This window comes from Pseudomonas tritici (assembly GCF_014268275.3).
GTDB classification, from domain to species: Bacteria; Pseudomonadota; Gammaproteobacteria; order Pseudomonadales; family Pseudomonadaceae; genus Aquipseudomonas; species Aquipseudomonas tritici.
Genome location: NZ_CP077084.1, coordinates 294,617 through 317,777 on the forward strand (window position 1 = coordinate 294,617; position 23,161 = coordinate 317,777).

A 23,161-nucleotide genomic window follows, 5' to 3' on the forward strand; every position below is an offset into this window, starting at 1 on the left:
GCATGGTCAGGCGTTTTCTTCCAGGGCTGATGGTGGTGGTGCTCAGCGGCTGCTCGAGCGTGAGCTATTACAGCCAATTGGCGAGTGGCCAGTGGCAATTGCTGCGGGCCCGGGAGCCAGTGGCGCAGGTTATCGCCGACCCTTTCCGCCCACCGCTGCTGCGCGAGCACCTGGCGCAATCACAAAAAGCGCGAACGTTCGCCAGTGAACATCTGCGCCTGCCTGACAACCAGAGTTACCGGCTGTACGCCGATATCGGCCGGCCTTATGTGGTCTGGAATGTCTTCGCCACGCAAGAATTTTCCCTTTCACCTGAAACCCATTGCTTCCCCATTGCCGGTTGCGTGGCCTATCGCGGCTACTACAACCAGGGCGCGGCGCGGGGCGAGGCGGCGTTGTTGAAGCAGCGGGGCATGGATGTGTCGATTGGCGGCGTCGAGGCTTACTCCACGCTGGGTTGGTTCAACGACCCGATCATGAATTCGATGATGAATTGGGGCGATGAACGCCTGGCCACGCTGATTTTTCATGAGCTGGCGCACCAGCGCTTCTATGTGAAGGACGACACCGAGTTCAATGAGTCGTTTGCCACGTTCGTTGAGCAGGAAGGCACTCGCCAATGGCGAGCCGCGCGAGGTTTGGCACCGCTTAGCAACGCATCACTGCAGCAGCGCGACCAATTTATCCGCCTGATTCTCGACACCCGTAAACGCCTGGAAGCGCTCTACGCCAAGCCCTTGGCGGCCGACGTGATGCGCCAGGCCAAGGCCGCGCAGTTCGAGCGCTTGCGCAGTGATTACCGACAATTGCGCGATAGCCAGTGGGGCGGTGATAAGCGGTATGACGCCTGGATCAACCAGCCGATGAACAATGCGCGGCTGTTGCCGTTTGGGTTGTATGACAGGTGGGTACCGGCGTTTGCGGCGTTGTTTGCGCAGGAGGGTGGGGATTGGGTGAGGTTTTATGCGGCGGTGGAGAAGATGGGCGGGTTGCCGGTGGAGCAGCGTAGAGCAGCGTTGAAACAGTTGGAAGGTGTTGGGCTTTAGGGCCTCATCGCAGGCAAGCCAGCTCCCACAATAGACCGATTTCCAGCATGAGAATGCGGTCGAATGTGGGAGCGGGCTTGCTCGCGAAGGCTATTTCAGCTGCGCGGCATAAACGCCTGATGCATCTCGGCCAATGTCTCAAAATGCCAAGTCGGCGCCTCGGCATTCAACTCCTCGAAACTGCCAAACCCATACCCCACCGCCGCCGAATCCAGCCCGTTGCTGCGCGCGCCGACCAGGTCATGCTTGCGATCACCAATCATCAAGGTGGTGGCCGGGTCCAGGCCTTCCTCACTGATCAGGTGGGCGATTAACTCGACCTTATTGGTGCGCGTGCCGTCCAGCTCGCTGCCGTAAATCACTTTAAAATGCCTGGCAAAATCGAAGTGCCGGGCGATCTCGCGGGCAAACACCCAAGGCTTGGACGTCGCCACATACAGTTGGCGGCCCTGGCTATTCAAGTCCTCCAACAGTGGCATCACGCCGTCAAACACGCGGTTTTCGTATAAGCCGGTGACTTTGAAACGCTCGCGATAGAAATTCACTGCCTCCCAGGCCTTGGCTTCATCGAAGTCGTAGAACTGCATAAAGGCTTGCAGCAACGGCGGGCCGATAAAATGTTCCAGCTTTGTCAGGTCTGGCTCGTCGATACCCAGCTTGCCGAGGGCGTATTGGATCGAACGGGTGATGCCCTCGCGCGGGTCGGTGAGGGTGCCGTCCAGGTCAAACAGGACGGTTTGGTAGGGCAGGCTCATCGGTCGAATCCTTCAGCCAGGTGCAGGTCTTTGAGCTTCACGTAGTTCGCGGCGCTGTAGGTGAAAAAGGCGCGCTCCTTGTCAGTCAACGCGCGGACTTGTTTAACCGGGCTGCCAACATACAAAAAACCGCTTTCGAGCTTCTTGCCCGGTGGCACCAGGCTGCCGGCGCCGATGATCACGTCATCTTCCACCACCGCGCCGTCCATCACGATGCTGCCCATGCCGATCAGGATGCGGTTGCCCACGGTGCAACCGTGCAACATGACTTTGTGGGCGATGGTCACATCGTCGCCGATCAACAACGGGAAACCGTCCGGGTTGAACGGCCCGGCGTGAGTGATGTGCAATACGCAGCCATCCTGCACGCTGGTGCGTACACCGATCCGGATGCGGTGCATGTCGCCGCGAATCACCGTCAGTGGCCAAACCGAGCTGTCGGTGCCGATTTCGACATCGCCGATCACCACCGCCGAAATATCGACAAAAGCCCCGGCGCCCAGGGTTGGCGTGTGGTTCTGATAGGTGCGAAGGGTCACGATAGCCTCTCTCTCTTCTGCTGATAGCTGCGGTGGGTGTTGATTGTAATTAAGATGGCCCCATCTTTGTCTTATCAGTTTCTTCAGCCAAGGTGCCAACCGTGAGCGCGAACAACCCTCTTCTGCAGTCCTACGACCTGCCGCCGTTCTCGGCGATCCGTGCCGAGCACGTCCAGCCGGCCATCGAACAGATCCTTGCCGATAACCGTGTTGCCATCGAAGGCATCCTGCAAAGCCAGGGGAAAAATCCGACGTGGGCCGGCCTGGTCCTGGCGATGGATGAATTGAACGACCGCCTGGGCGCCGCCTGGAGCCCGGTCAGCCACCTCAACGCCGTGTGCAACAGCGCTGAACTGCGCGAAGCCTATGAGGGCTGCCTGCCCGCGTTGAGCGCCTATTCCACCGAGATGGGCCAGAACCGCGCGCTGTTCCAGGCTTTTGAAGCCCTCGCCAATAGCCCGGAAGCTGCCGGTTTCGACGTGGCGCAAAAAACCATCCTGGAACACGCCCTGCGTGATTTCCGCCTGTCGGGCATCGATTTGCCGCCGGAACAGCAAAAGCGCTACGCCGAAGTGCAAAGCAAGCTGTCCGAGCTGGGCAGCAAGTTCTCCAACCAGTTGCTCGATGCTACCCAGGCCTGGACCAAGCACGTTACCGAGGAAGCCACGCTCGCCGGCCTGACCGACTCGGCCAAGGCGCAAATGGCTGCCGCTGCCCAGGCCAAGGGCCTCGACGGTTGGTTGATCACCCTCGAATTCCCCAGCTACTACGCGGTAATGACCTACGCCCAGGATCGCGCGCTGCGTGAAGAAGTCTACGCGGCGTACTGCACCCGCGCGTCGGACCAAGGCCCGAATGCCTGTCAGAACGATAACGGCCCGGTGATGGAACAGATCCTCGACTTGCGTCAGGAGCTTGCCCAATTGCTGGGCTACGCGTCCTTCTCGGAGTTGAGCCTGGCCACCAAAATGGCCGAGTCCAGCGACCAGGTGCTCAGCTTCCTGCGTGACCTGGCCAAGCGCAGCAAACCGTTTGCCGCCCAAGACCTGCAACAGCTCAAGGCTTATGCCGCCGAACAAGGCTGCGCCGACCTGCAAAGCTGGGACAGCGGTTTCTACGGCGAGAAGCTGCGTGAGCAGCGTTACAGCGTGTCCCAGGAAGCCCTGCGCGCCTACTTCCCCATCGACAAAGTGCTCGGCGGCCTGTTCGCGATCGTCCAGCGTCTGTACGGCATCGAGATCGCCGAGCAAAAAGGCTTCGACACCTGGCACCCGGATGTCCGCCTGTTTGAAATCAAGGAAAACGGCCAGCACGTCGGCCGCTTCTTCTTCGACCTGTACGCCCGCGCCAACAAGCGTGGCGGTGCCTGGATGGACGGCGCGCGCGACCGTCGCCGCACCGTAGACGGTGTACTGCAAAGCCCGGTGGCCAACCTGGTGTGCAACTTCACCCCGGCCGACAGCGGCAAGCCTGCCCTGCTGACCCATGATGAAGTCACCACGCTGTTCCACGAATTCGGCCACGGCCTGCATCACTTGCTGACCCGCGTCGAGCATGCCGGTGTGTCCGGCATCAACGGCGTGGCCTGGGATGCGGTGGAGTTGCCGAGCCAGTTCATGGAGAACTGGTGCTGGGAGCCGGAAGGCCTGGCGCTGATCTCTGGCCATTACGAAACCGGCGAGCCGCTGCCCCAGGACCTGCTGGAAAAAATGCTCGCGGCGAAGAACTTCCAGTCCGGCCTGATGATGGTGCGCCAGCTGGAATTCTCGCTGTTCGACTTCGAACTGCATGCCACCCACGGGGATGGCCGCAGCGTGGCGCAAGTGCTGGAAGGCGTGCGCGATGAAGTCTCGGTGATGCGTCCGCCGGCCTACAACCGCTTCCCCAACAGCTTTGCGCACATCTTCGCCGGGGGTTATGCGGCGGGTTACTACAGCTACAAATGGGCTGAAGTGCTCTCGGCGGATGCCTTCTCCAAGTTTGAAGAAGACGGCGTACTCAATGCCGAAACCGGCCGTGCTTTTCGCGAGGCGATCCTGGCTCGTGGCGGTTCCCAGGCGCCGATGGTGCTGTTCGTCGACTTCCGCGGACGTGCGCCGTCGATTGACGCACTCTTGCGCCACAGCGGCCTGAGTGAGGACGCGGCAGCATGAGCGAAGGGCCTGTGATTACCAAAAAGCAATTCATCGCCGGGGCGGTCTGCCCGGCGTGCAGCGAGCCGGACAAGTTGAAAATGTGGACCGAGGACAACGTGCCGCATCGCGAGTGCGTGGCCTGCGGTTATACCGACACACTGAATGACCAGGGTCTGTCGGTGCCCAAGGAATTGGGTACGCGGGTCAACACCTCAGCGTTGAAAGCGCCGGCTGATCCTAAAATTCAAGCCGTACAGTTTTTCCCCAACCCGAAGCTGAAAAAAGAGTAGGCGTCATACGCTGATCTAATGTGGGAGCAGCTTGTGTGGGCGCTGGCTTGCCTGCGATAGCATCACCTCGGTCTGATAGGACGACTAAGGTGTTTGCATCGCAGGCAAATCAGCTCCCACACAAGCTGCTCCCACTTTTTTTGCCTGCATTTATTCGACTTAGGTCGCTGAATCGATTCCCCTTATCCTTAGCCTGCTATCATTTGTAACTATTGATTGCCAAAAAGCTCACTAGAAGCTGATAACCCGTGACCAAATGATGAGGTGCCACCATGTCTGATCAAGATCAAGACAACCCCCGGCGTGACTTTTTGCGCAAATCCTTGACCTTGATCCCGGTGGTCACGGTTGCCAGCACCGGCCTCGGCGGCTCGATGCTGATGGCTACGCCAGAGCCAGCGCAGGCCGCGCCCGCGAAGCCTGCGGCCAGCGACAACGCCTATGAGCCTACGTATTTCACCGCCGAGGAATGGGCGTTTATCAATGCCGCCGTCGAGCGCCTGATTCCCGCCGATGCCCAAGGCCCAGGTGCCCTGGAAGCGGGTGCACCGGAATACATCGACCGCCAGATGAATACGCCTTACGCCAGTGGTGCCCTGTGGTTCATGCAAGGCCCCTTCAACGCTGACGCACCGCCCGAGATGGGCTGGCAGAGCAAATTGGTACCCAAAGAGATCTATCGTCTGGGCATTGCCGCGACGGATGCATGGTCGAAGGCGTTCAACGGTAAAGCTTTTGCTGCGCAAGACAGCGCTACCCGAGACGATATGCTGCGCCGCCTCGAGGCTGGCGGTAGCGAAGTTGCTGCGCATTTCGAGACGGTGCCGCCGAAGATGTTCTTCAACTTGCTGCTGCAAAATACCAAGGAAGGCTTCTTCTGCGACCCGATCCACGGCGGTAACAAAGGCATGGTCGGCTGGACCATGATTGGTTTCCCCGGCGCTCGCGCCGACTTCATGGACTGGGTTGAACGCAACGAGCAATACCCCTTCCCGGCAGTTTCTATCCGCGGTGAGAGGGCATAAACGTGGCGACCATCATGAAGAAAGTAGATGCAGTGATCGTCGGCTTCGGCTGGACCGGCGCGATCATGGCCAAGGAGCTGACGGAAGCGGGCCTCAACGTGGTCGCGCTGGAACGCGGGCCTATGCAGGACACTTACCCGGACGGCAACTATCCGCAGGTCATCGACGAATTGACTTACAGCGTGCGTAAAAAACTCTTCCAGGACATTTCCAAAGAGACGGTGACCATTCGCCATAGCGTGAATGATGTGGCGCTGCCTAACCGTCAGTTGGGTGCGTTCTTGCCGGGCAACGGCGTCGGCGGTGCGGGCCTGCACTGGTCGGGCGTGCATTTTCGCGTCGACCCGATCGAGTTGCGCATCCGCACCCATTACGAGGAGCGCTATGGCAAAAACTTCATCCCCAAGGACATGACGATCCAGGACTTCGGCGTGAGCTATGAAGAGCTGGAGCCGTTTTTCGACTACGCGGAAAAAGTCTTCGGCACCTCCGGCCAGGCCTGGACGGTGAAAGGCCAACTCGTCGGTGAAGGCCGTGGCGGCAACCCCTATGCGCCTGACCGTTCCAATCCGTTCCCGTTGGAATCACAGAAAAACACCGTCTCCGCACAACTGTTTCAGAAAGCGGCTAGCGATGTGGGTTACAAACCCTACAACCTGCCGTCGGCCAATACCTCGGGGCCGTACACCAACCCCTATGGTGCGCAGATGGGCCCGTGCAACTTCTGTGGTTTCTGCAGTGGCTATGTTTGCTACATGTACTCCAAAGCCTCGCCGAACGTGAACATCCTGCCAGCTTTGCGCCAGGTACCGAATTTCGAACTGCGGCCTAATTCCCACGTGCTCAAGGTCAACCTCGACAGCACCAAGCGCAAGGCCACCGGTGTGACGTACATCGACGCCCAGGGCCGGGAATGCGAGCAGCCGGCAGACCTGGTGATCCTCGGCGCATTCCAGTTCCACAACGTGCGTTTGATGCTGCTGTCCGGAATCGGCAAGCCTTACGACCCGATCACCAATGAAGGTGTGGTGGGCAGGAATTTCGCCTACCAGAACATGGCGACCATCAAGGCGTTCTTCGACAAGGACACCCACACCAACAACTTCATCGGTGCGGGCGGCAATGGCGTGGCCATTGATGACTTCAACGCCGACAACTTCGATCACGGGCCTCACGGCTTTGTGGGCGGCTCGCCGATGTGGGTCAACCAGGCCGGTAGCCGACCGATTGCCGGTACGTCCAACCCGCCGGGAACCCCGGCCTGGGGCAGCGCGTGGAAGCGCGCGACCGCCGATTACTACACCCACCAAGTGTCGATGGATGCCCACGGCGCCCATCAATCCTACCGGGGCAACTACCTGGATCTGGACCCGGTTTATCGGGATGCCTACGGCTTGCCGCTGCTGCGGATGACGTTCGATTGGCAAGAAAACGACATCAAGATGAACCGCTTCATGGTCGAGAAAATGGGCAAAGTCGCCGAAGCGATGAACCCCAAGGCGATTGCCGTGCTGGGCAAAAAGGTCGGTGAGCACTTCAACACCGCGTCGTACCAGACCACCCACCTCAACGGCGGCGCAATCATGGGCACCGACCCGAAAACCAGTGCCTTGAACCGTTACCTGCAGTGCTGGGATGTACACAACGTGTTTGTGCCAGGCGCATCCGCTTTCCCACAAGGTTTGGGCTACAACCCTACCGGCCTGGTGGCGGCGCTGACCTATTGGTCGGCCCGGGCGATCCGCGAGCAGTACCTGAAAAACCCCGGCCCACTGGTTCAGGCATAAGGAGCGATGACCATGAAAGCACTTGTTATCGCGACGTTTGCCCTATTCAGCAGCTGCTCGGTAAGCGCGGCTGAGACCGATCTGGTCAAGCAGGGCGAATACCTGGCCCGCGCCGGTGACTGCGTGGCCTGCCACACCGCCAAGGGCGGTAAACCGTTCGCCGGCGGCCTGCCGATGGAAACCCCCATCGGCGTGATCTATTCCACCAACATCACGCCGGACAAGACCGGCCTGGGCGACTACAGCTTTGAAGACTTCGACAAGGCCGTGCGCCATGGCGTCGCCAAGAGCGGTAGTACGCTTTACCCGGCGATGCCCTACCCGTCTTACGCACGTGTCAGCCAAAGCGATATGCACGCGTTGTATGCGTATTTCATGAAGGGTGTTGAACCGGTCGCCCAGGAGAACAAGGACAGCGATATTCCCTGGCCACTGAGCATGCGCTGGCCGTTGGCGGCGTGGCGCTGGATGTTTGCGCCCGAGGTGGCGGACTACCAGGCGCCCGCCAATGCTGACCCGGTGATCAGCCGTGGTGCTTATTTGGTGGAAGGCCTTGGCCACTGTGGCGCGTGCCATACGCCACGGGCTTTGACCATGCAGGAAAAAGCCCTGAGTGCCACTGATGGCAACGCGTTCCTGTCTGGCAGTGCGCCGTTGGAGGGCTGGATCGCCAAGAGCCTGCGCGGCGACCACAAGGACGGCCTCGGCAGTTGGAGCGAGGAGCAGCTGGTGCAATTCCTCAAGACCGGCCGCAGTGATCGCAGTGCGGTGTTTGGTGGCATGAGCGATGTTGTGGTCCACAGCATGCAGCACATGTCGGAAAATGACCTGACGGCTATCGCCCGTTACCTCAAGAGCCTGCCGGCGGTAGACCCCAAGGACCAGCCGCACCAGTACGACAAGCAGGTGGCTGATGCCCTGTGGAAAGGTGATGACAGCAAGCGAGGTGCGTCGGTGTACATCGACAACTGTGCGGCCTGCCACCGTACTGACGGCCATGGCTACACGCGGGTGTTCCCGGCGCTGGCGGGCAACCCGGTATTACAGACGGCGGATGCCACGTCGTTGATCAACATCGTGTTGAACGGCGGCACGTTGCCGGCTACGCACGCGGCGCCGTCGACCTTCACCATGCCAGCATTTGCCTGGCGCCTGTCGGACCAGGAAGTGGCGGATGTGGTCAGTTTCATTCGTGGCAGCTGGGGCAACCAAGGCGCGCCGGTGAAAGCCAGCGAAGTGGCGGACCTGCGCAAGAACGATATGCGCACCACCCCGGGTGACGACCTGGGACAGGTCACTCAAAAGCACTGACCGCCAAACGGCACTGGTCAGAAACCTTGTGCCTCGATACTGTATATAAAAACAGTATCGAGGCGTTTTCATGTCTACTCCGCTGCCGCCCCGTGGTCGGGGCACGGCCACCAACCTGCACAACCGCTTTGCGCCCACCGTCAGCGTGGTCGAGGACGACGGCTGGTATCAGGAAGTGCCGCCGACCCAGGGCACCGAAGTGCGTATCGAAACGGCCAAGACCATCATCACCCGCAACAACTCGCCGGACTTGCCGTTTGATCGTTCGATCAACCCTTATCGTGGCTGCGAGCATGGGTGTATCTACTGCTATGCGCGGCCCAGCCATGCCTATTGGGACATGTCGCCGGGGCTGGATTTCGAAACCAGGCTCATCGCCAAGACCAACGCCGCGGATGTGCTGGAGCAGCAACTGTCGAAGCCCGGCTACGTGTGCGCGCCGATCAATCTCGGTTCCAATACCGACCCTTACCAACCTATCGAGCGCGAGTACCGAATCACGCGGCAAACCCTTGAAGTGCTGCTGCGCTATCGGCACCCGGTGACCATCATCACCAAGGGGTCACTGATTCTGCGCGATCTCGACCTGCTCACCGAGCTGGCCCGGCAGCGTTTGGTGGCCGTGATGATCAGCCTCACCAGCCTGGACGACGAGCTCAAGCGCATCCTGGAGCCACGCACGGCGGCGCCCAAGGCGCGGTTGCGGGCGATTCGGGTGATGCGCGAGGCCGGGATCCCGGTGGGGGTGCTGTGCTCGCCAATGATCCCGATGATCAACGACAGCGAATTGGAAAGCCTGCTCACCGAAGCCCACGCGGCGGGCGCACAGAGCGCGGCGTACATGATGCTGCGCCTGCCGCTTGAGGTGGCGCCGTTGTTTGAAGAGTGGCTGGCGGCGCATTACCCGCAACGTGCGGCCCATGTGATGAGCCTGGTGCGCCAGGTGCGCGGCGGCGAGGTGTATGACAGCCGCTTTGGTGTACGCATGCGCGGCGAAGGGCCATTTGCCGATCTGCTGGCCCAGCGGTTCAACAAGGCGATCAAGCGGCTGGGGCTCGACCGTCGGGAAGGGTTCAATCTTGATTGCACAGCCTTCTGCCCACCGGGCAGGCAGATGGCATTGTTGTAGACTGACGTGTAAGGCGGCATCCGCCTTGTAGGAATAATCGCCTTTTGACATCACTGAAAGCCGCGTTCTAGAGCGGTTCATTCAGTTTGAGTTAAGTTTCGACGGTTACCTTGTTCAGCGAGTGACTGATGAGTCGGCACTCTGACCGTTGGGCGGTTTACAACTTTTCCAGTGGCCTGGCGTCGAACTGACCTGAAAACTCCCCTGCATTAATCAAGAGGATGAATCATGAGTGACAAGGATAAACAGCCGTTGGCTGCGTCGGCTTCAGCCCCTCAGGTGGCGGAAACCGCCGATGCAGCGCTAAAGCATATCGTTGACGGCTTTTTGCATTTCCATCACGACGTCTTCCCCCAACAGGAAGAACTCTTCAAGAAACTCGCCACGGCCCAGAGCCCACGGGCGATGTTCATTACCTGCGCTGACTCGCGCATCGTGCCCGAGCTGATCACACAAAGCTCCCCTGGCGACCTGTTCGTGACGCGTAACGTCGGCAACGTAGTGCCGCCGTACGGGCAGATGAACGGTGGCGTTTCCACCGCTATTGAGTACGCCGTACTGGCCTTGGGCGTGCAGCACATCATTGTCTGCGGGCACTCGGATTGTGGCGCCATGCGTGCGGTGCTCAACCCCGCCAGCCTGGAGAAGATGCCGACCGTAAGGGCCTGGTTGCGACATGCCGAGGTCGCCAAATCCATGGTCGAGGACAACTGCGACTGCGCCAACGAAGGCGAGAGCATGAAGGTGCTGACTGAAGAAAACGTCATCGCCCAGCTGCAACATTTGCGCACCCACCCTTCCGTGGCTTCGCGCATGGCCAATGGTCAATTGTTCATCCATGGTTGGATCTACAACATCGAGACCAGCGAAATCCGCGCCTACGATGCGGATCAATCGACGTTCCTGCCGTTGGGCGGCGATGGGCCGATTCCTTCCGCGACGCCTAAAGCGCGCTTCTAAAACACTTCCCTGTCGGGTAAAGCGGTGGCTGCCATGGATGCAGCCAGGTTTTACCGCGCCCGGCCAATGCCTCGGGAGAGTCATCATGCGTGCTGCTCAATTGAAAGCTGTATTGCCACGAGAGCTGCTCGCCTCGGTGGTTGTTTTTCTGGTTGCCCTGCCCCTGTGCATGGGCATTGCTATTGCGTCCGGCATGCCGCCGGCCAAAGGGCTTATCACGGGGATCATCGGTGGTTTGGTCGTGGGTTGGCTGGCAGGGTCGCCGCTGCAAGTCAGTGGGCCCGCCGCAGGTTTGGCTGTGCTGGTCTTCGAGCTGGTGCGCCAGCACGGGATGATGATGCTCGGGCCGATCCTGTTGCTGGCGGGCTTTCTGCAACTGGTCGCCGGGCGTTTGCGTCTGGGCTGCTGGTTCCGTGTCACGGCGCCGGCGGTGGTGTATGGCATGCTGGCAGGGATTGGCGTGCTGATCGTGCTGTCGCAGATCCACGTGATGCTCGACGGCGCGCCCAAACCTTCGGGGCTGGATAACCTGGCAGGCTTCCCTGCGGCGTTGGCTGAAGCGATCCCGACCCTGGGCGGCGGCCTTGGCTGGCAGGCGGGATTGCTCGGTTTATCGACAATGCTGGTGATGTACACCTGGGACAAATTACGCCCGCAACGCCTGCGCTTTGTGCCGGGCGCCTTGTTGGGCGTTGGCCTGACCACCGTTGTCAGTTTGGTGCTGGCGTTGCAGGTCAAGCGTGTGGAGGTGCCGGAAAATCTCGCCGATGCCATCGACTGGCTGCGTCCCAGCGACTTGCTGAACCTCGCTGATCCGCAACTGTTGATCGCCGCGTTCGCCGTGGCGTTTATCGCGAGTGCCGAAACCCTGCTCTCCGCTGCGGCGGTCGACCGCATGCACAGCGGTCAGCGTTCTGATTTTGACAGGGAATTGTCTGCGCAAGGTGTAGGCAACATGCTGTGTGGCCTGGTCGGTGCCCTGCCGATGACCGGTGTGATCGTACGCAGTTCGGCCAACGTACAGGCCGGTGCCACGACGCGCTTGTCGGCGATGTTCCACGGTGTGTGGCTGTTGGGTTTCGTATTGCTGCTGTCGAGCGTGCTGCAAAGCATTCCAGTGGCGAGCCTGGCGGGTGTGCTGGTGTATACCGGGATCAAGCTGGTGGACATCAAGGCGTTCAAGGCGCTGGGGCGCTATGGGCGGATGCCGATGTTTACCTATGCGGCCACGGCGCTGGCGATCATCTTTACCGACCTGCTGACCGGCGTGCTGGTGGGCTTTGGGTTGACGTTGGTCAAACTGGCGTTCAAGGCCTCACGGCTTAAGGTCAGCCTGATCGACTTGCCCCAGGTCGATGAGATGGAGCTGCGCCTGACGGGGGCGGCGACCTTCCTGAAAGTGCCGGCGTTGACTCAAGTGCTGGCAACAGTGCCCGCTGGGACGACCTTGCACGTACCGCTGAACAACCTGAATTACATTGACCATTCTTGCCTGGAGTTACTGGAGGAATGGGGGCGTGCCAATGCGGCGAAGGGTTCGACACTGGTGATCGAGGCGCGTGGGTTGAAGCGCCGGTTGGAAGGGCGGGTGCGAATGACAACGGGGATAGGTTCGGCGCCATCTGTAAGCTGACGAAACCGGATCAAAATGTGTGCGGGCTTGCTCGCGAAGGCGGAGTGTCAGTCACCGGAAGTGTTGACTGAACCATAGCATTCGCGAGCAAGCCCGCTCCCACATGGGTTTTGCATTGGATCTAAGATCTAGGCCGGCTGATCCAACGCCAACTCAACCCCCAACTGCCGCGACAGGCACGGCCAGCGCTTCCACGCGGCCTCGGTGTTCGGGCTCTTGAGCGTTTCGCGGTAAGCCTCCACCGACTCCAGCGCAAAGCTCTCTTCGTTGAGCATTTCATCCACTGCGTGATGCACCGCCTCATCCAGTTGATTAGCGAATGTTTCGCCAATCAGTTGGTGGGCAATCACGTTAGCCACAGTGGTATCCGCCGGAATCAACGGCTGACCGAAATGCTTGATATACAGATCGTTGACTTCTTCCACCAGGCGATGGGCCAGGTAAGCCTCATCCAGCAGGCCGTCGAGCCCCTCGTGGCCCGCCAGGATCGCAGGCGGCTGCAGGAAGAAATGCTCGGCGATCTTCAGCACCGGTTTGATCTGGCTTTCGATACCGGCCTCGCGGGCCACGTCGTTGGCAGCGTCCAGCAAATCCGGGACGAGGTCGATGTAGGCGGTGACAAAGCGGCTCATGACAATGTTGCGATCACCGTCAGCCAGGGAAATGGCCGAATGCAGGTGCGGCAATTGTTTTTCCAGTTGCTGGGCAAGCTGGCCCGTGCTGGTTTCGTGTTGGTGGGCACGGGAAATCTGCTCGCGCAATGCGGCGGTGTTCATGAAGGCTCCAGTGATGCAGGCGTAGGAAAAGGGAGAGGATAAGGTAGCTCGTTTATACGAGCGCCTCAGACGCATTTGTCATAATTATTTCATGGTTATGCGCAGGCGTTATATCGAATCGCGATAGCGCAGCGCATAAACGATTCCGCAGCCTGTTTCATTAGGCCCAAATGCCTCATTTCAGCTCATTTACCCCTACACATTGCGGGGTTGCAGAGCCTGTCTATACTCGGATTTGTACGCGATTAGCTGATGACGCCAGACTGCATAAGCAGGCAAGGCTAAGCGGTTGTAAGCAGTATGGAAGCCGCTCCCTTCGACGCAGGTGCAAACCGGCGGGATAACAAGAACGATAAGGGGAACCCGCAATGATGCGACATCCACATGTTTGGATGGGCCTCCTGTTGTGGTCAGTATTCGGCCAGGCACATGCCGCCTGGACAACGAATATGGCGCCAGGGGCGACAGAAGTCAGTCACGCTGTGTTCGACCTGCACATGACCATTTTCTGGATTTGTGTGGTGATCGGCATCATCGTGTTTGGCGCGATGTTCTGGTCGATGATCGTTCATCGCCGGTCCACGGGCCAGGTCGCGGCGAAGTTCCACGAGAGCACGACCGTGGAGATCCTCTGGACCGTAGTGCCCTTGCTGATCCTGATCGCGATGGCCATTCCGGCGACCAAGACCCTGATCAATATCTACGACAGCAGTGAATCGGATATCGATATCCAGGTCACCGGCTACCAGTGGAAATGGCATTACAAATACCTGGGCCAGGACGTGGAGTTCTTCAGCAACCTGGCCACGCCCGCCGAACAGATTCACAACCAGGCGACCAAGGGCGAACACTACCTGCTGGAAGTCGACCAGCCGCTGGTGTTGCCAGTGGGGGCCAAAGTGCGCTTCCTGGTGACGGCCGCCGACGTGATCCACTCGTGGTGGGTGCCGGCTTTTGCGGTCAAGCGTGACGCCATCCCCGGCTTCGTCAACGAGGCCTGGACGCGTGTCGAGAAGCCCGGCATCTACCGTGGCCAGTGCGCCGAACTGTGCGGCAAGGACCACGGCTTCATGCCCATCGTGGTCGAGGTCAAGTCCAAGGCCGATTACGAAACCTGGCTCGGCGAGCGCAAGGCAGAGGCCGCCAAGCTCAAGGAGCTGACCTCCAAGGAGTGGACCCTGGAAGAGCTGGTGGCGCGTGGCGACAAGGTCTACCACACCACCTGCGTGGCGTGTCACCAGGCTGAAGGCCAGGGCCTGCCGCCGATGTTCCCTGCACTCAAGGGCTCGAAGATCGCCACCGGCCCGAAAGAAGGCCACCTGAGCATCGTCTATCACGGCAAGCCCGGCACCGCGATGGCCGCCTTCGGCAAGCAGCTCTCGGAAGTGGATATCGCCGCCGTGGTGACCTACGAGCGCAACGCGTGGGGCAACAACAAAGGCGACATGGTCACGCCTAAAGACGTGCTGGCCATCAAGCAGGCGGAAAGCAAATGACCTCTTTCATGGCGTTTACCTCGACCCGCCCTGCCCACTTGCTCTCAGGAGAACGGCCATGAGCGCTGTGATCGATGACCATGGTCACGCTGACCATGCCCACGGCCCCGCCAAGGGTTTGATGCGTTGGGTGCTGACCACCAACCATAAAGACATTGGCACCCTGTACCTGTGGTTCGCCTTCACCATGTTCCTGCTCGGCGGTTCGTTCGCCATGGTGATTCGTGCCGAATTGTTCCAGCCCGGCTTGCAGATCGTCGAGCCGGCGTTTTTCAACCAGATGACCACCATGCACGGGCTGATCATGGTGTTCGGCGCGGTCATGCCGGCGTTTGTCGGCCTGGCCAATTGGATGATTCCGCTGATGATCGGCGCACCCGACATGGCCCTGCCGCGCATGAACAACTTCAGCTTCTGGCTGCTGCCGGCGGCGTTCCTGCTGCTGGTATCGACCCTGTTCGCCCCCGGTGGTGGGCCGAATTTCGGCTGGACCTTCTACGCGCCGCTCTCCACCACCTATGCACCGGAAAGCGTGACGTTCTTTATCTTCGCCATTCACCTGATGGGCATCAGTTCGATCATGGGCGCCATCAACGTGGTCGCGACCATCCTCAATCTGCGTGCCCCCGGCATGACGTTGATGAAAATGCCGCTGTTCGTCTGGACCTGGCTGATCACCGCGTTCCTGTTGATCGCAGTCATGCCGGTGTTGGCCGGCTGCGTGACCATGATGCTGATGGATATCCACTTCGGCACCAGCTTCTTCAGTGCGGCCGGTGGCGGTGACCCCGTGCTGTTCCAGCATGTGTTCTGGTTCTTCGGCCATCCCGAGGTGTACATCATGATCCTGCCGGCCTTTGGCGCCGTCAGTTCGATCATCCCGACCTTCTCGCGCAAGCCGTTGTTCGGCTACACCTCAATGGTCTACGCCACGGCGAGCATTGCGTTCCTGTCGTTCATCGTCTGGGCGCACCACATGTTCGTGGTCGGTATTCCGTTGGTGGGCGAGCTGTTCTTCATGTACGCCACCCTGCTGATCGCCGTGCCCACCGGGGTGAAGGTGTTCAACTGGGTCAGCACCATGTGGCAAGGCTCGCTGACGTTTGAGACGCCGATGCTGTTTGCGGTGGCCTTCGTGATTCTGTTCACCATCGGCGGGTTCTCCGGCTTGATGCTCGCGATTGCCCCGGCGGACTTCCAGTACCACGACACCTACTTCGTGGTGGCGCACTTCCATTACGTGCTGGTGCCCGGCGCGATTTTCGGCATCTTCGCCTCGGCCTACTACTGGCTGCCGAAATGGACTGGCCACATGTACGACGAAACCCTGGGCAAGCTGCACTTCTGGCTGTCCTTCGTGGGCATGAACCTGGCGTTTTTCCCGATGCACTTCGTCGGGCTGGCCGGGATGCCGCGCCGGGTGCCGGACTACAACCTGCAGTTCGCTGACTTCAACATGGTTTCGTCGATTGGCGCATTCATGTTCGGGGCCACGCAGATTTTCTTCCTGTTTATCGTGATCAAGTGCATCCGTGGCGGTACACCGGCGCCGGCTAAACCGTGGGATGGCGCCGAGGGCCTGGAATGGAGCATTCCTTCGCCCGCGCCGTATCACACCTTCACTACGCCGCCGGAGGTCAAGTGAGCACATTGGTGGCTACTACTCCCAGCTCCCACAGAAAGTCAAAAGCGGGGGTGGTGTGATGGCTGAGTCCGTTCCGCTCAAACGCCTCGTCACCCGCCTGCTGATCCTGGTGGTGGCGATGTTCGCCTTCGGCTTTGCGCTGGTGCCGATCTATGACGTGATGTGCAAAGCGTTCGGCATCAACGGCAAGACCGCCGGGCAGTACGAGGGCTCGCAGGTGGTGGACCCCTCACGCCAGGTGCGCGTGCAGTTCTTGTCCACCAATGCCATCGATATGGTCTGGGATTTTTATGCCAAGGCTGACGAAGTGGTGGTCAATCCGGGCGCGGTGACCGAGATGCTGTTCGTGGCCTACAACCCCACTGACAAACCGATGACGGCCCAAGCCGTGCCGAGCATTTCCCCGGCCGAAGCGGCGATGTACTTCCACAAGACCGAGTGCTTTTGCTTCACCCAGCAAGTGCTGCAGCCAGGCCAGCGCATTGAGATGCCGGTGCGCTTCATTGTCGACCGCGACATGCCCAAGGATGTGAAAAATCTGACCCTGGCGTACACGCTGTTTGATATCACCGCGCGCCAACCGCCCGTGGCTGTCCATACCGGTGGCTAGCTACTGTTTGCCCGCTCAATCAGGAGAGCGAATACATGTCGACTCATGATACGTACTACGTACCGGCGCAAAGCAAATGGCCGATAATTGCCACGTTTGGCTTGTTGATCACCGTGTATGGCCTGGGTCTGTGGTTCAACGACTTGAAGGCGGCGCGCCCGGAATCCCACGGCCCGTGGATCTTTTTCGTGGGTGGCTTGCTGCTGGCCTACATGATGTTTGGCTGGTTCGGCGCGGTGATCAAGGAAAGCCGCGCCGGTTTGTACAGTTCGCAGATGGACCGCTCGTTCCGCTGGGGCATGACCTGGTTCATCTTTTCCGAAGTGATGTTCTTTATCGCGTTCTTTGGTGCGCTGTTTTATGTGCGGCACATGTCGGCGCCGTGGTTGGCTGGCGAAGGCTCAAAAGGCATTGCGCATATGCTGTGGCCAAACTTCGAGTTTGCCTGGCCGTTGCTTAACAACCCTGATCCGAAACTGTATCCCGCGCCGGAGGGGACCATCAGTCCGTGGGGCCTGCCGCTGGTCAATACCATCTTGCTGGTGAGTTCCAGCGTGACCATTACTATCGCCCACCATGCCCTGCGCAAAGGCCATCGCGGCGCGCTGAAGATTTGGCTGGCGATCACCGTGCTGCTGGGTCTGGCATTTCTTGGGTTCCAGGCCGAGGAATATATCCACGCTTATAAAGAGTTGGGGCTCACGCTCGGCTCGGGCGTGTACGGCGCGACCTTCTTCATGCTCACCGGCTTTCATGGGGCGCACGTCACCATCGGCACCATCATTCTGTTCGTGATGCTGATGCGCATCCTGAAGGGGCATTTCAATGCCGAGCACCAGTTCGGCTTCGAAGCAGCGAGTTGGTATTGGCACTTTGTGGACGTGGTGTGGATCGGGCTGTTTTTCTTCGTCTATGTGCTGTGAGGCGCCTTACCACGGCGCATGAGAAACCAGCTGGCCGCTGAAAAAGCCCCAGGCGATCAGCGCCACGGTGATCACGGCCAGTACCACGCGCACGGTCAAGGCGGTGACGAGGCGGTTGGAGTTGCCCTCGTCCTTGACCAGAAAGAACAAGCCACTGAACAGGCTCACAACAGTCGCGATCAGCATCAGGGCAATAGCGGCTTTGAGCATGGTCTGGCTCCAATTGGATGGGCGGGCAATGAAAACAAGTATAGCCAGCGCCATGAAAAGCTTTCGCCCCGGGATTGCGCCGACGCTGGTGGTGTTGGTGCTGCTGCCGTTGATGGTGGGCCTGGGGTTCTGGCAATTGTCCCGCGGCCATGAAAAACAGCTGATGGTGGACAATTATGCCGAGCGGCGCGCGGCTGATCCGATCAGCAGTGCACAGCTCAACGAGCTGGCTGACCCGGCTTTTCGTCGTGTGCGCCTGCGCGGGCAATTCGACGCTGAACACAGTGTGTTTCTCGATAACCGCCTGCGTGACGGCAAGGCCGGCGTAGAGCTGCTGCAACCCTTCCACGACCAGGCCAGCGGCCTGTGGCTCTTGCTCAATCGCGGCTGGCTGCCTTGGCCGGATCGGCGCACGCCGCCCGTCTTTGCCACCCCTGAGCAGCCCTTGAACCTGGATGCCTGGGTGTACGTCGCCCCCGGCGAAACCTTCCAACTGCATGCCGACCCGGCGAGCGCGCAATGGCCGCGCTTGCTGACCGCCCTGCATCCGGCCGCGCTGTGGGCTGAACTGGGGCGCAGCGGTTTCGCCTACGAGCTACGGGCCGAAGCAGGCCCCGGCACCTACGAAACCACCTGGCCCATCGTGGCCATGGGGCCGGAAAAACACCTGGCGTATGCCGTGCAGTGGTTCGCCATGTCGCTGGCCCTGCTGGCGCTTTACCTCTACCTCGGATGGCACAACAAAAAGGAGAAGCCCCATGGGAGCGGCCATGAATCCACTCAACATGTCTGACGTGCCTGATCGGCGCAAAGGCCGTTGGCAGCTGTTGCTGATCCTGATGATGGTGATCGGCCCGATGGCGCTGGCGACCTTCATGTACAAATTGCAGTTCTGGGTGCCGGAAAGCCGCAGCTACCATGGCGAGATGATCGGCAACGGCCAGACCCGCGCCGATATTGGCGTGCAAGCCGATGAACAGCGTTGGCAACTGCTGGTCACCGCGCCCGCTGCCTGTGCCGCGGATTGCCAGCAACTGGTGTACCTCGCGCGCCAATTGCAGATCGGTCTCGGCCGCGACGCCTCCCGTGCCAGCCACGCCTTGGCCAGTGCGCAGCCGGTCACCACCGACTACGAGGCCAAGCTCAAGGCTGAATACCCGCAACTGCAGCGTTACCCGCTGGACCTGGCGACCTTCACCAAGGACGCCGGCGCGCCGGGCGATGCACAGCTGTGGATCGTCGATCCCCACGGCAACCTGGTGCTGCGCTACGACGCTAAGGTCAAGGGCAAGGACTTGCTCAACGATCTGCGCCATCTGCTGAAACTGTCGAATATCGGATAAGGGCATCGTCATGGCCAAACCTGGATTTCGCCTCGCGTTGTTTGCCACCTTGCTGGCGCTGATCGTCGTGCTGCTGGGGGCTTATACCCGCCTGACCCATGCTGGACTGGGGTGCCCGGACTGGCCTGGCTGCTACGGTTTTATCAGCGTGCCGCAGAGCGAAACTCAGCTGGCCCATGCCGAACTGCATTTCCCCGATACACCGGTTGAGGCGGACAAGGGCTGGAGCGAAATGATTCACCGCTACTTCGCAGGTACGTTGGGCCTGCTGATCTTGCTGCTGGCGGCGCGCTCGTGGAGCCATCGGCGTGATCCCGGTCAGCCGGTGAAATTGCCGCTGTTTCTATTGGCGGTAGTGTTTGCACAGGCGGCGTTTGGCATGTGGACGGTCACGTTGAAGCTGTGGCCGCAGGTGGTGACGGGGCATTTGCTCGGCGGCTTTGCGACCCTGAGCCTGTTGTTTCTGTTGACCCTGCGCTTGTCGGGCGTGCTGCCTGCGTTGATCGTGCCCAAGCGCCTGCAGTATTGGGCGACGGCAGGCTTGGTGCTGGTGATCGGGCAGATTGCGCTGGGCGGCTGGGTCAGCTCCAACTACGCGGCGGTGGCCTGCGTTGATTTGCCAACGTGCCATGGCGAATGGTGGCCGGCGGCGGATTTTGCCAACGGCTTTCATCTTACCCAGCACATCGGCCCCAATTACCTGGGCGGGCAGCTGGACAGCGAAGCGCGCACGGCCATTCACCTGACCCACCGCATCGGTGCTGTCATCGTCAGCCTGGTACTGCTCGGCCTGGCCTGGCAACTGCGCGCCGTGGGCATGACGCGGTTGGCGGGCTTGCTGCTGATCGCCCTGGCTGCGCAAATCTGCCTGGGCCTGAGCAATGTGGCGTTCGGGCTGCCGCTGGCAGTGGCTGTAGGCCATAACGCTGGGGGCGTTGCGTTGTTGCTGAGTCTGGTGCTGGTCAATTACCACGCTCGCACCAGCCTGGTTCGGGTGCGTAATCAACGGCCGTTCGGCTGGCGTTTCAGCCCGCGCAAACACGTATCGGGCCTCATCACCCTTAAAGGAGAGATGCCATGGCGACCTTGATCGGCGCGCGTCACGGCCAGGCGATCTGGCGTGACTACCTGGAGCTGACCAAGCCGAAAGTGGTGGTGTTGATGCTCATCACCTCGCTGGTGGGGATGTTTCTCGCAACGCGCGCGGGTGTGCCGTGGACAGTGCTGGTGTTTGGCAACCTGGGCATTGCACTGTGTGCCGGTGGCGCGGCGGTGGTGAACCACGTGGTGGACCGGCGGATTGATGCGGTGATGGCGCGCACTCATAAGCGGCCGTTGGCGCAGGGGCGTGTGTCGCCGTTGGCTGCGTTGGCCTTTGCATTGTTTCTGGCTGTTGCGGGATTGGCGCTGTTGCTGGCGTTCACCAACCCATTGGCAGCATGGCTGACCCTGGCTTCGCTGCTGGGGTACGCAGTGATCTACACCGGTTTCCTGAAGCGTGCGACGCCGCAAAATATCGTCATCGGCGGCCTCGCCGGTGCCGCGCCGCCATTATTGGGCTGGGTCGCCGTCACCGGCCATGTCAGTGCCGAACCCCTGCTGCTGGTGCTGATCATCTTCGCCTGGACCCCGCCGCACTTCTGGGCCCTGGCCATCCACCGCAAGGAGGAATACGCCAAGGCCGATATCCCGATGCTGCCGGTCACCCATGGCGAGCACTACACCAAGGTGCATATCCTGCTCTACACCTTCGCCTTGCTGGCGGTGAGCCTGATGCCGTATGTGATCCATATGAGTGGCCTGTTGTACCTTGCGTGCGCGCTGGTATTGGGCGGGCGCTTTCTGCAATGGGCCTGGGTGTTGTACCGTGGCGCTCGGCCGCACGCGGCGATCAACACCTTCAAGTATTCTATCTGGTACTTGTTGCTGCTGTTTATCGCCCTGCTCGTAGACCACTACTTACTGTTGAACCTATGACTCGAACTCAAAAAACTGTCTTCATCCTGGTGGCCCTGGTGGCATTGATCATGGGCCTGACCGTCAACAAAGTGCTCTCGGGCAAAGGCCAGGGCAACCCTACTGCCTTGATCGACGCCGGCATCATCCTGCTGCCGCAAAGCCGTCAGCTACCGCCGGTGACCATGACTAATCAGGACGGCCAGCCAGTGCTGGTCAATGAGTTGAAAGGCAAGTGGAGTCTGCTGTTCTTCGGCTACACCTTTTGCCCGGACATCTGCCCGACGACCCTCGCCCAACTGCGCCAGATCAAGAGCGAGCTGCCCAAGGACGTTGTGGATAAGTTGCAGGTGATCCTGGTCAGCGTCGACCCGCACCGCGACACGCCGACTCAGCTCAAGCAGTACCTGGGCTACTTCGACCCGCAGTTCCAGGGCCTGACCGGCGCGAATGTGGAGGATGTGCAGAAGGTCTCGAATGCCGTGAGCATTCCGTTCATTCCGGCGGATACCAGCAAGCCGAACTACACCGTCGACCACAGCGGCAACCTGGCGCTGATCGGGCCGGATGGGACGCAGCGTGGGTTTATCCGGGCGCCGTTGAACAATCAGAAGCTGGTGGTGCAACTGCCGGTGTTGCTACAGCGTAAATAAGCCGGACGCCAATTCAGCCTACACCACAAAACAAATGTGGGAGCTGGCTTGCCTGCGATAGCGGTGGGCCAGTCAACATATTCGGTGACTGACGCTCCGCCATCGCGGGCAAGCCCGCTCCCACATTTTTTGATCTCCAGTGTCTGGGAGATCGAGTTGGATCAGAACGCCGGCTTGATCGCGCCTTTGTACTTCTCTTCGATGAATTTCTTCACTTCCGGCGTGTGCAGGGCTGCGACCAGCTTCTTCACAGCGTCCGAGTCTTTGTTGTCTTCGCGGGTGACCAGGATGTTCACGTAAGGCGAGTCGCTGCCTTCGATGACCAGGGCGTCCTTGGACGGGTCCAGCTTGGCTTCCAGCGCGTAGTTGGTGTTGATCAGCGCCAGGTCAACCTGGGTCAGCACGCGCGGCAGGGTGGCGGCTTCGAGTTCGCGGAACTTCAGGTTTTTCGGATTGGCGGTGATGTCCTTGATGGTCGATAGGATGTCTGTCGGATCCTTCAGGGTGATCAGGTTGTGCTTGGCCAGCAGCAACAGCGCGCGGCCGCCGTTGGTGGCGTCGTTCGGGATCACCACGTTGGCGCCATCAGGCAGCTCAGCGAGGGTTTTGTATTTGCTGGAGTAAGCGCCCAGGGGTTCCAGGTGCACACCGGCTACGCTCACCAGGTGAGTGCCCTTGGTTTTGTTGAACTCATCCAGGTACGGCTGATGCTGGAAGAAGTTGGCGTCCAGGCGCTTTTCAGCGACCTGTACGTTCGGCTGCACGTAGTCGGTGAAGACTTTGACCTGCAGGTCCACGCCTTCTTTGGCGAGGGCAGGTTTCACGAATTCCAGGATTTCCGCGTGCGGGACCGGCGAAGCGGCGACCGTAATGGTCTCGGCGTGGGCGGAAAACGCGGCAACGGCGGCGAAAGCAACCAGTAGTTTTTTCATCCAGCAA

23 protein-coding genes are annotated in these 23,161 nt (G+C 60.2%); 18 read left to right on the forward strand and 5 right to left on the reverse strand.

Annotated elements, in window-relative coordinates; genetic code table 11:
• The first annotated feature begins 2 nt into the window (after positions 1 to 2).
• On the forward strand, positions 3 to 1,046 hold the full coding sequence (locus HU722_RS01240; protein ID WP_065891271.1) for an aminopeptidase: 1,044 nt from the start codon (positions 3 to 5) through the stop codon (positions 1,044 to 1,046).
• Between the two features lie 95 nt (positions 1,047 to 1,141).
• Here the strand turns inward: HU722_RS01240 and HU722_RS01245 are convergent, their stop codons facing one another.
• Positions 1,142 to 1,801 (reverse strand): HAD family hydrolase, encoded by a 660-nt coding sequence (locus tag HU722_RS01245; protein WP_065875612.1) that lies wholly within the window; start codon positions 1,799 to 1,801, stop codon positions 1,142 to 1,144.
• Positions 1,798 to 2,340 carry a gamma carbonic anhydrase family protein gene (locus HU722_RS01250; RefSeq protein WP_065891270.1) on the reverse strand — a complete coding sequence of 181 codons (543 nt, stop codon included), beginning with the start codon at positions 2,338 to 2,340 and terminating at the stop codon, positions 1,798 to 1,800. Before HU722_RS01250 ends, HU722_RS01245 begins: the two co-directional genes overlap by 4 nt.
• A 101-nt stretch (positions 2,341 to 2,441) precedes the next feature.
• On the opposite strand from HU722_RS01250, the gene prlC reads away from it, so the two are divergent.
• The 8 genes from prlC (at position 2,442) to HU722_RS01290 (ending at position 12,610) form a co-directional block, all read left to right on the forward strand.
• A complete protein-coding gene (prlC, locus tag HU722_RS01255; RefSeq protein WP_065891269.1) occupies positions 2,442 to 4,493 on the forward strand; it encodes an oligopeptidase A in 2,052 nt (683 codons plus the stop codon).
• Positions 4,490 to 4,765, forward strand: a complete 276-nt coding sequence (locus HU722_RS01260; RefSeq protein ID WP_049710768.1) for a YheV family putative zinc ribbon protein — start codon at positions 4,490 to 4,492, stop codon at positions 4,763 to 4,765. The genes prlC and HU722_RS01260 overlap by 4 nt, the downstream gene beginning before the upstream one ends.
• Positions 4,766 to 5,037: 272 nt before the next feature.
• Positions 5,038 to 5,790, forward strand: a complete 753-nt coding sequence (locus HU722_RS01265; protein ID WP_065875615.1) for a gluconate 2-dehydrogenase subunit 3 family protein — start codon at positions 5,038 to 5,040, stop codon at positions 5,788 to 5,790.
• A gap of 2 nt (positions 5,791 to 5,792) precedes the next feature.
• Entirely contained in the window at positions 5,793 to 7,577 is a 1,785-nt protein-coding gene (locus tag HU722_RS01270) for a GMC family oxidoreductase (RefSeq protein WP_065875616.1), read from the forward strand.
• 12 nt (positions 7,578 to 7,589) lie between these two features.
• Positions 7,590 to 8,888, forward strand: coding sequence for a c-type cytochrome (locus HU722_RS01275; protein WP_186753126.1), 1,299 nt, complete (start codon positions 7,590 to 7,592; stop codon positions 8,886 to 8,888).
• Between the two features lie 70 nt (positions 8,889 to 8,958).
• On the forward strand, positions 8,959 to 10,017 hold the full coding sequence (locus HU722_RS01280; RefSeq protein WP_065875618.1) for a PA0069 family radical SAM protein: 1,059 nt from the start codon (positions 8,959 to 8,961) through the stop codon (positions 10,015 to 10,017).
• 228 nt (positions 10,018 to 10,245) lie between these two features.
• Positions 10,246 to 10,977 carry a carbonic anhydrase gene (locus tag HU722_RS01285; RefSeq protein WP_065875619.1) on the forward strand — a complete coding sequence of 244 codons (732 nt, stop codon included), beginning with the start codon at positions 10,246 to 10,248 and terminating at the stop codon, positions 10,975 to 10,977.
• An 85-nt stretch (positions 10,978 to 11,062) separates the two neighbouring features.
• Positions 11,063 to 12,610, forward strand: coding sequence for a SulP family inorganic anion transporter (locus tag HU722_RS01290; RefSeq protein WP_065891267.1), 1,548 nt, complete (start codon positions 11,063 to 11,065; stop codon positions 12,608 to 12,610).
• A 128-nt stretch (positions 12,611 to 12,738) separates the two neighbouring features.
• On the opposite strand, the gene HU722_RS01295 is transcribed toward HU722_RS01290, so the two are convergent.
• Positions 12,739 to 13,386, reverse strand: coding sequence for a hypothetical protein (locus HU722_RS01295; RefSeq protein ID WP_065875621.1), 648 nt, complete (start codon positions 13,384 to 13,386; stop codon positions 12,739 to 12,741).
• Between the two features lie 368 nt (positions 13,387 to 13,754).
• Here HU722_RS01295 and coxB point away from each other — a divergent pair, with 368 nt between their 5' ends.
• From coxB to HU722_RS01315, 4 genes are read left to right on the forward strand one after another with little or no spacing between them, the layout of a single operon-like run.
• Positions 13,755 to 14,882, forward strand: coding sequence for a cytochrome c oxidase subunit II (gene coxB / locus HU722_RS01300; protein ID WP_065880363.1), 1,128 nt, complete (start codon positions 13,755 to 13,757; stop codon positions 14,880 to 14,882).
• A 58-nt stretch (positions 14,883 to 14,940) separates the two neighbouring features.
• Positions 14,941 to 16,527 (forward strand): cytochrome c oxidase subunit I, encoded by a 1,587-nt coding sequence (ctaD, locus tag HU722_RS01305; RefSeq protein ID WP_065875623.1) that lies wholly within the window; start codon positions 14,941 to 14,943, stop codon positions 16,525 to 16,527.
• 58 nt (positions 16,528 to 16,585) lie between these two features.
• On the forward strand, positions 16,586 to 17,137 hold the full coding sequence (locus tag HU722_RS01310; RefSeq protein WP_065891266.1) for a cytochrome c oxidase assembly protein: 552 nt from the start codon (positions 16,586 to 16,588) through the stop codon (positions 17,135 to 17,137).
• Between the two features lie 35 nt (positions 17,138 to 17,172).
• Complete coding sequence (locus HU722_RS01315; RefSeq protein ID WP_065875625.1) at positions 17,173 to 18,060, forward strand: cytochrome c oxidase subunit 3; 888 nt, start codon at positions 17,173 to 17,175, stop codon at positions 18,058 to 18,060.
• Positions 18,061 to 18,066: 6 nt separating this feature from the next.
• On the opposite strand, the gene HU722_RS01320 is transcribed toward HU722_RS01315, so the two are convergent.
• Positions 18,067 to 18,270 carry a twin transmembrane helix small protein gene (locus HU722_RS01320; protein ID WP_016978774.1) on the reverse strand — a complete coding sequence of 68 codons (204 nt, stop codon included), beginning with the start codon at positions 18,268 to 18,270 and terminating at the stop codon, positions 18,067 to 18,069.
• A 28-nt stretch (positions 18,271 to 18,298) separates the two neighbouring features.
• On the opposite strand from HU722_RS01320, the gene HU722_RS01325 reads away from it, so the two are divergent.
• Genes HU722_RS01325 through HU722_RS01345 form a run of 5 tightly spaced genes read left to right on the forward strand, consistent with a single transcriptional unit; the run spans position 18,299 to position 22,222 of the window.
• A complete protein-coding gene (locus tag HU722_RS01325; protein ID WP_065880365.1) occupies positions 18,299 to 19,063 on the forward strand; it encodes an SURF1 family protein in 765 nt (254 codons plus the stop codon).
• Positions 19,029 to 19,613 (forward strand): PA_0111/PP_0108 family redox-active disulfide protein, encoded by a 585-nt coding sequence (locus HU722_RS01330; RefSeq protein WP_065875673.1) that lies wholly within the window; start codon positions 19,029 to 19,031, stop codon positions 19,611 to 19,613. Before HU722_RS01325 ends, HU722_RS01330 begins: the two co-directional genes overlap by 35 nt.
• A gap of 10 nt (positions 19,614 to 19,623) precedes the next feature.
• On the forward strand, positions 19,624 to 20,703 hold the full coding sequence (locus tag HU722_RS01335) for a COX15/CtaA family protein (RefSeq protein WP_065891263.1): 1,080 nt from the start codon (positions 19,624 to 19,626) through the stop codon (positions 20,701 to 20,703).
• Positions 20,691 to 21,590 (forward strand): heme o synthase, encoded by a 900-nt coding sequence (gene cyoE / locus HU722_RS01340; RefSeq protein WP_065875628.1) that lies wholly within the window; start codon positions 20,691 to 20,693, stop codon positions 21,588 to 21,590. The genes HU722_RS01335 and cyoE overlap by 13 nt, the downstream gene beginning before the upstream one ends.
• Positions 21,587 to 22,222, forward strand: a complete 636-nt coding sequence (locus HU722_RS01345; protein ID WP_065875629.1) for an SCO family protein — start codon at positions 21,587 to 21,589, stop codon at positions 22,220 to 22,222. Before cyoE ends, HU722_RS01345 begins: the two co-directional genes overlap by 4 nt.
• Before the next feature lie 161 nt (positions 22,223 to 22,383).
• Here HU722_RS01345 and HU722_RS01350 read toward each other — a convergent pair whose 3' ends face one another.
• Positions 22,384 to 23,154, reverse strand: a complete 771-nt coding sequence (locus tag HU722_RS01350) for a MetQ/NlpA family ABC transporter substrate-binding protein (protein ID WP_065875630.1) — start codon at positions 23,152 to 23,154, stop codon at positions 22,384 to 22,386.
• Between the last annotated feature and the right edge of the window lie 7 nt (positions 23,155 to 23,161).

Bases quoted from the DNA above. Each gene is read 5' to 3' on its own strand.
- HU722_RS01240 (WP_065891271.1), top strand. From the start codon at position 3: ATGGTCAGGCGTTTTCTTCCAGGGCTGATGGTGGTGGTGCTCAGCGGC.
- HU722_RS01245 (WP_065875612.1), bottom strand. From the start codon at position 1,801: ATGAGCCTGCCCTACCAAACCGTCCTGTTTGACCTGGACGGCACCCTC.
- HU722_RS01260 (WP_049710768.1), top strand. From the start codon at position 4,490: ATGAGCGAAGGGCCTGTGATTACCAAAAAGCAATTCATCGCCGGGGCG.
- HU722_RS01265 (WP_065875615.1), top strand. From the start codon at position 5,038: ATGTCTGATCAAGATCAAGACAACCCCCGGCGTGACTTTTTGCGCAAA.
- HU722_RS01275 (WP_186753126.1), top strand. From the start codon at position 7,590: ATGAAAGCACTTGTTATCGCGACGTTTGCCCTATTCAGCAGCTGCTCG.
- HU722_RS01280 (WP_065875618.1), top strand. From the start codon at position 8,959: ATGTCTACTCCGCTGCCGCCCCGTGGTCGGGGCACGGCCACCAACCTG.
- HU722_RS01285 (WP_065875619.1), top strand. From the start codon at position 10,246: ATGAGTGACAAGGATAAACAGCCGTTGGCTGCGTCGGCTTCAGCCCCT.
- HU722_RS01290 (WP_065891267.1), top strand. From the start codon at position 11,063: ATGCGTGCTGCTCAATTGAAAGCTGTATTGCCACGAGAGCTGCTCGCC.
- HU722_RS01295 (WP_065875621.1), bottom strand. From the start codon at position 13,386: ATGAACACCGCCGCATTGCGCGAGCAGATTTCCCGTGCCCACCAACAC.
- coxB (WP_065880363.1), top strand. From the start codon at position 13,755: ATGATGCGACATCCACATGTTTGGATGGGCCTCCTGTTGTGGTCAGTA.
- ctaD (WP_065875623.1), top strand. From the start codon at position 14,941: ATGAGCGCTGTGATCGATGACCATGGTCACGCTGACCATGCCCACGGC.
- HU722_RS01310 (WP_065891266.1), top strand. From the start codon at position 16,586: ATGGCTGAGTCCGTTCCGCTCAAACGCCTCGTCACCCGCCTGCTGATC.
- HU722_RS01315 (WP_065875625.1), top strand. From the start codon at position 17,173: ATGTCGACTCATGATACGTACTACGTACCGGCGCAAAGCAAATGGCCG.
- HU722_RS01320 (WP_016978774.1), bottom strand. From the start codon at position 18,270: ATGCTCAAAGCCGCTATTGCCCTGATGCTGATCGCGACTGTTGTGAGC.
- HU722_RS01325 (WP_065880365.1), top strand. From the start codon at position 18,299: ATGAAAACAAGTATAGCCAGCGCCATGAAAAGCTTTCGCCCCGGGATT.
- HU722_RS01330 (WP_065875673.1), top strand. From the start codon at position 19,029: ATGGGAGCGGCCATGAATCCACTCAACATGTCTGACGTGCCTGATCGG.
- HU722_RS01335 (WP_065891263.1), top strand. From the start codon at position 19,624: ATGGCCAAACCTGGATTTCGCCTCGCGTTGTTTGCCACCTTGCTGGCG.
- cyoE (WP_065875628.1), top strand. From the start codon at position 20,691: ATGGCGACCTTGATCGGCGCGCGTCACGGCCAGGCGATCTGGCGTGAC.
- HU722_RS01345 (WP_065875629.1), top strand. From the start codon at position 21,587: ATGACTCGAACTCAAAAAACTGTCTTCATCCTGGTGGCCCTGGTGGCA.
- HU722_RS01350 (WP_065875630.1), bottom strand. From the start codon at position 23,154: ATGAAAAAACTACTGGTTGCTTTCGCCGCCGTTGCCGCGTTTTCCGCC.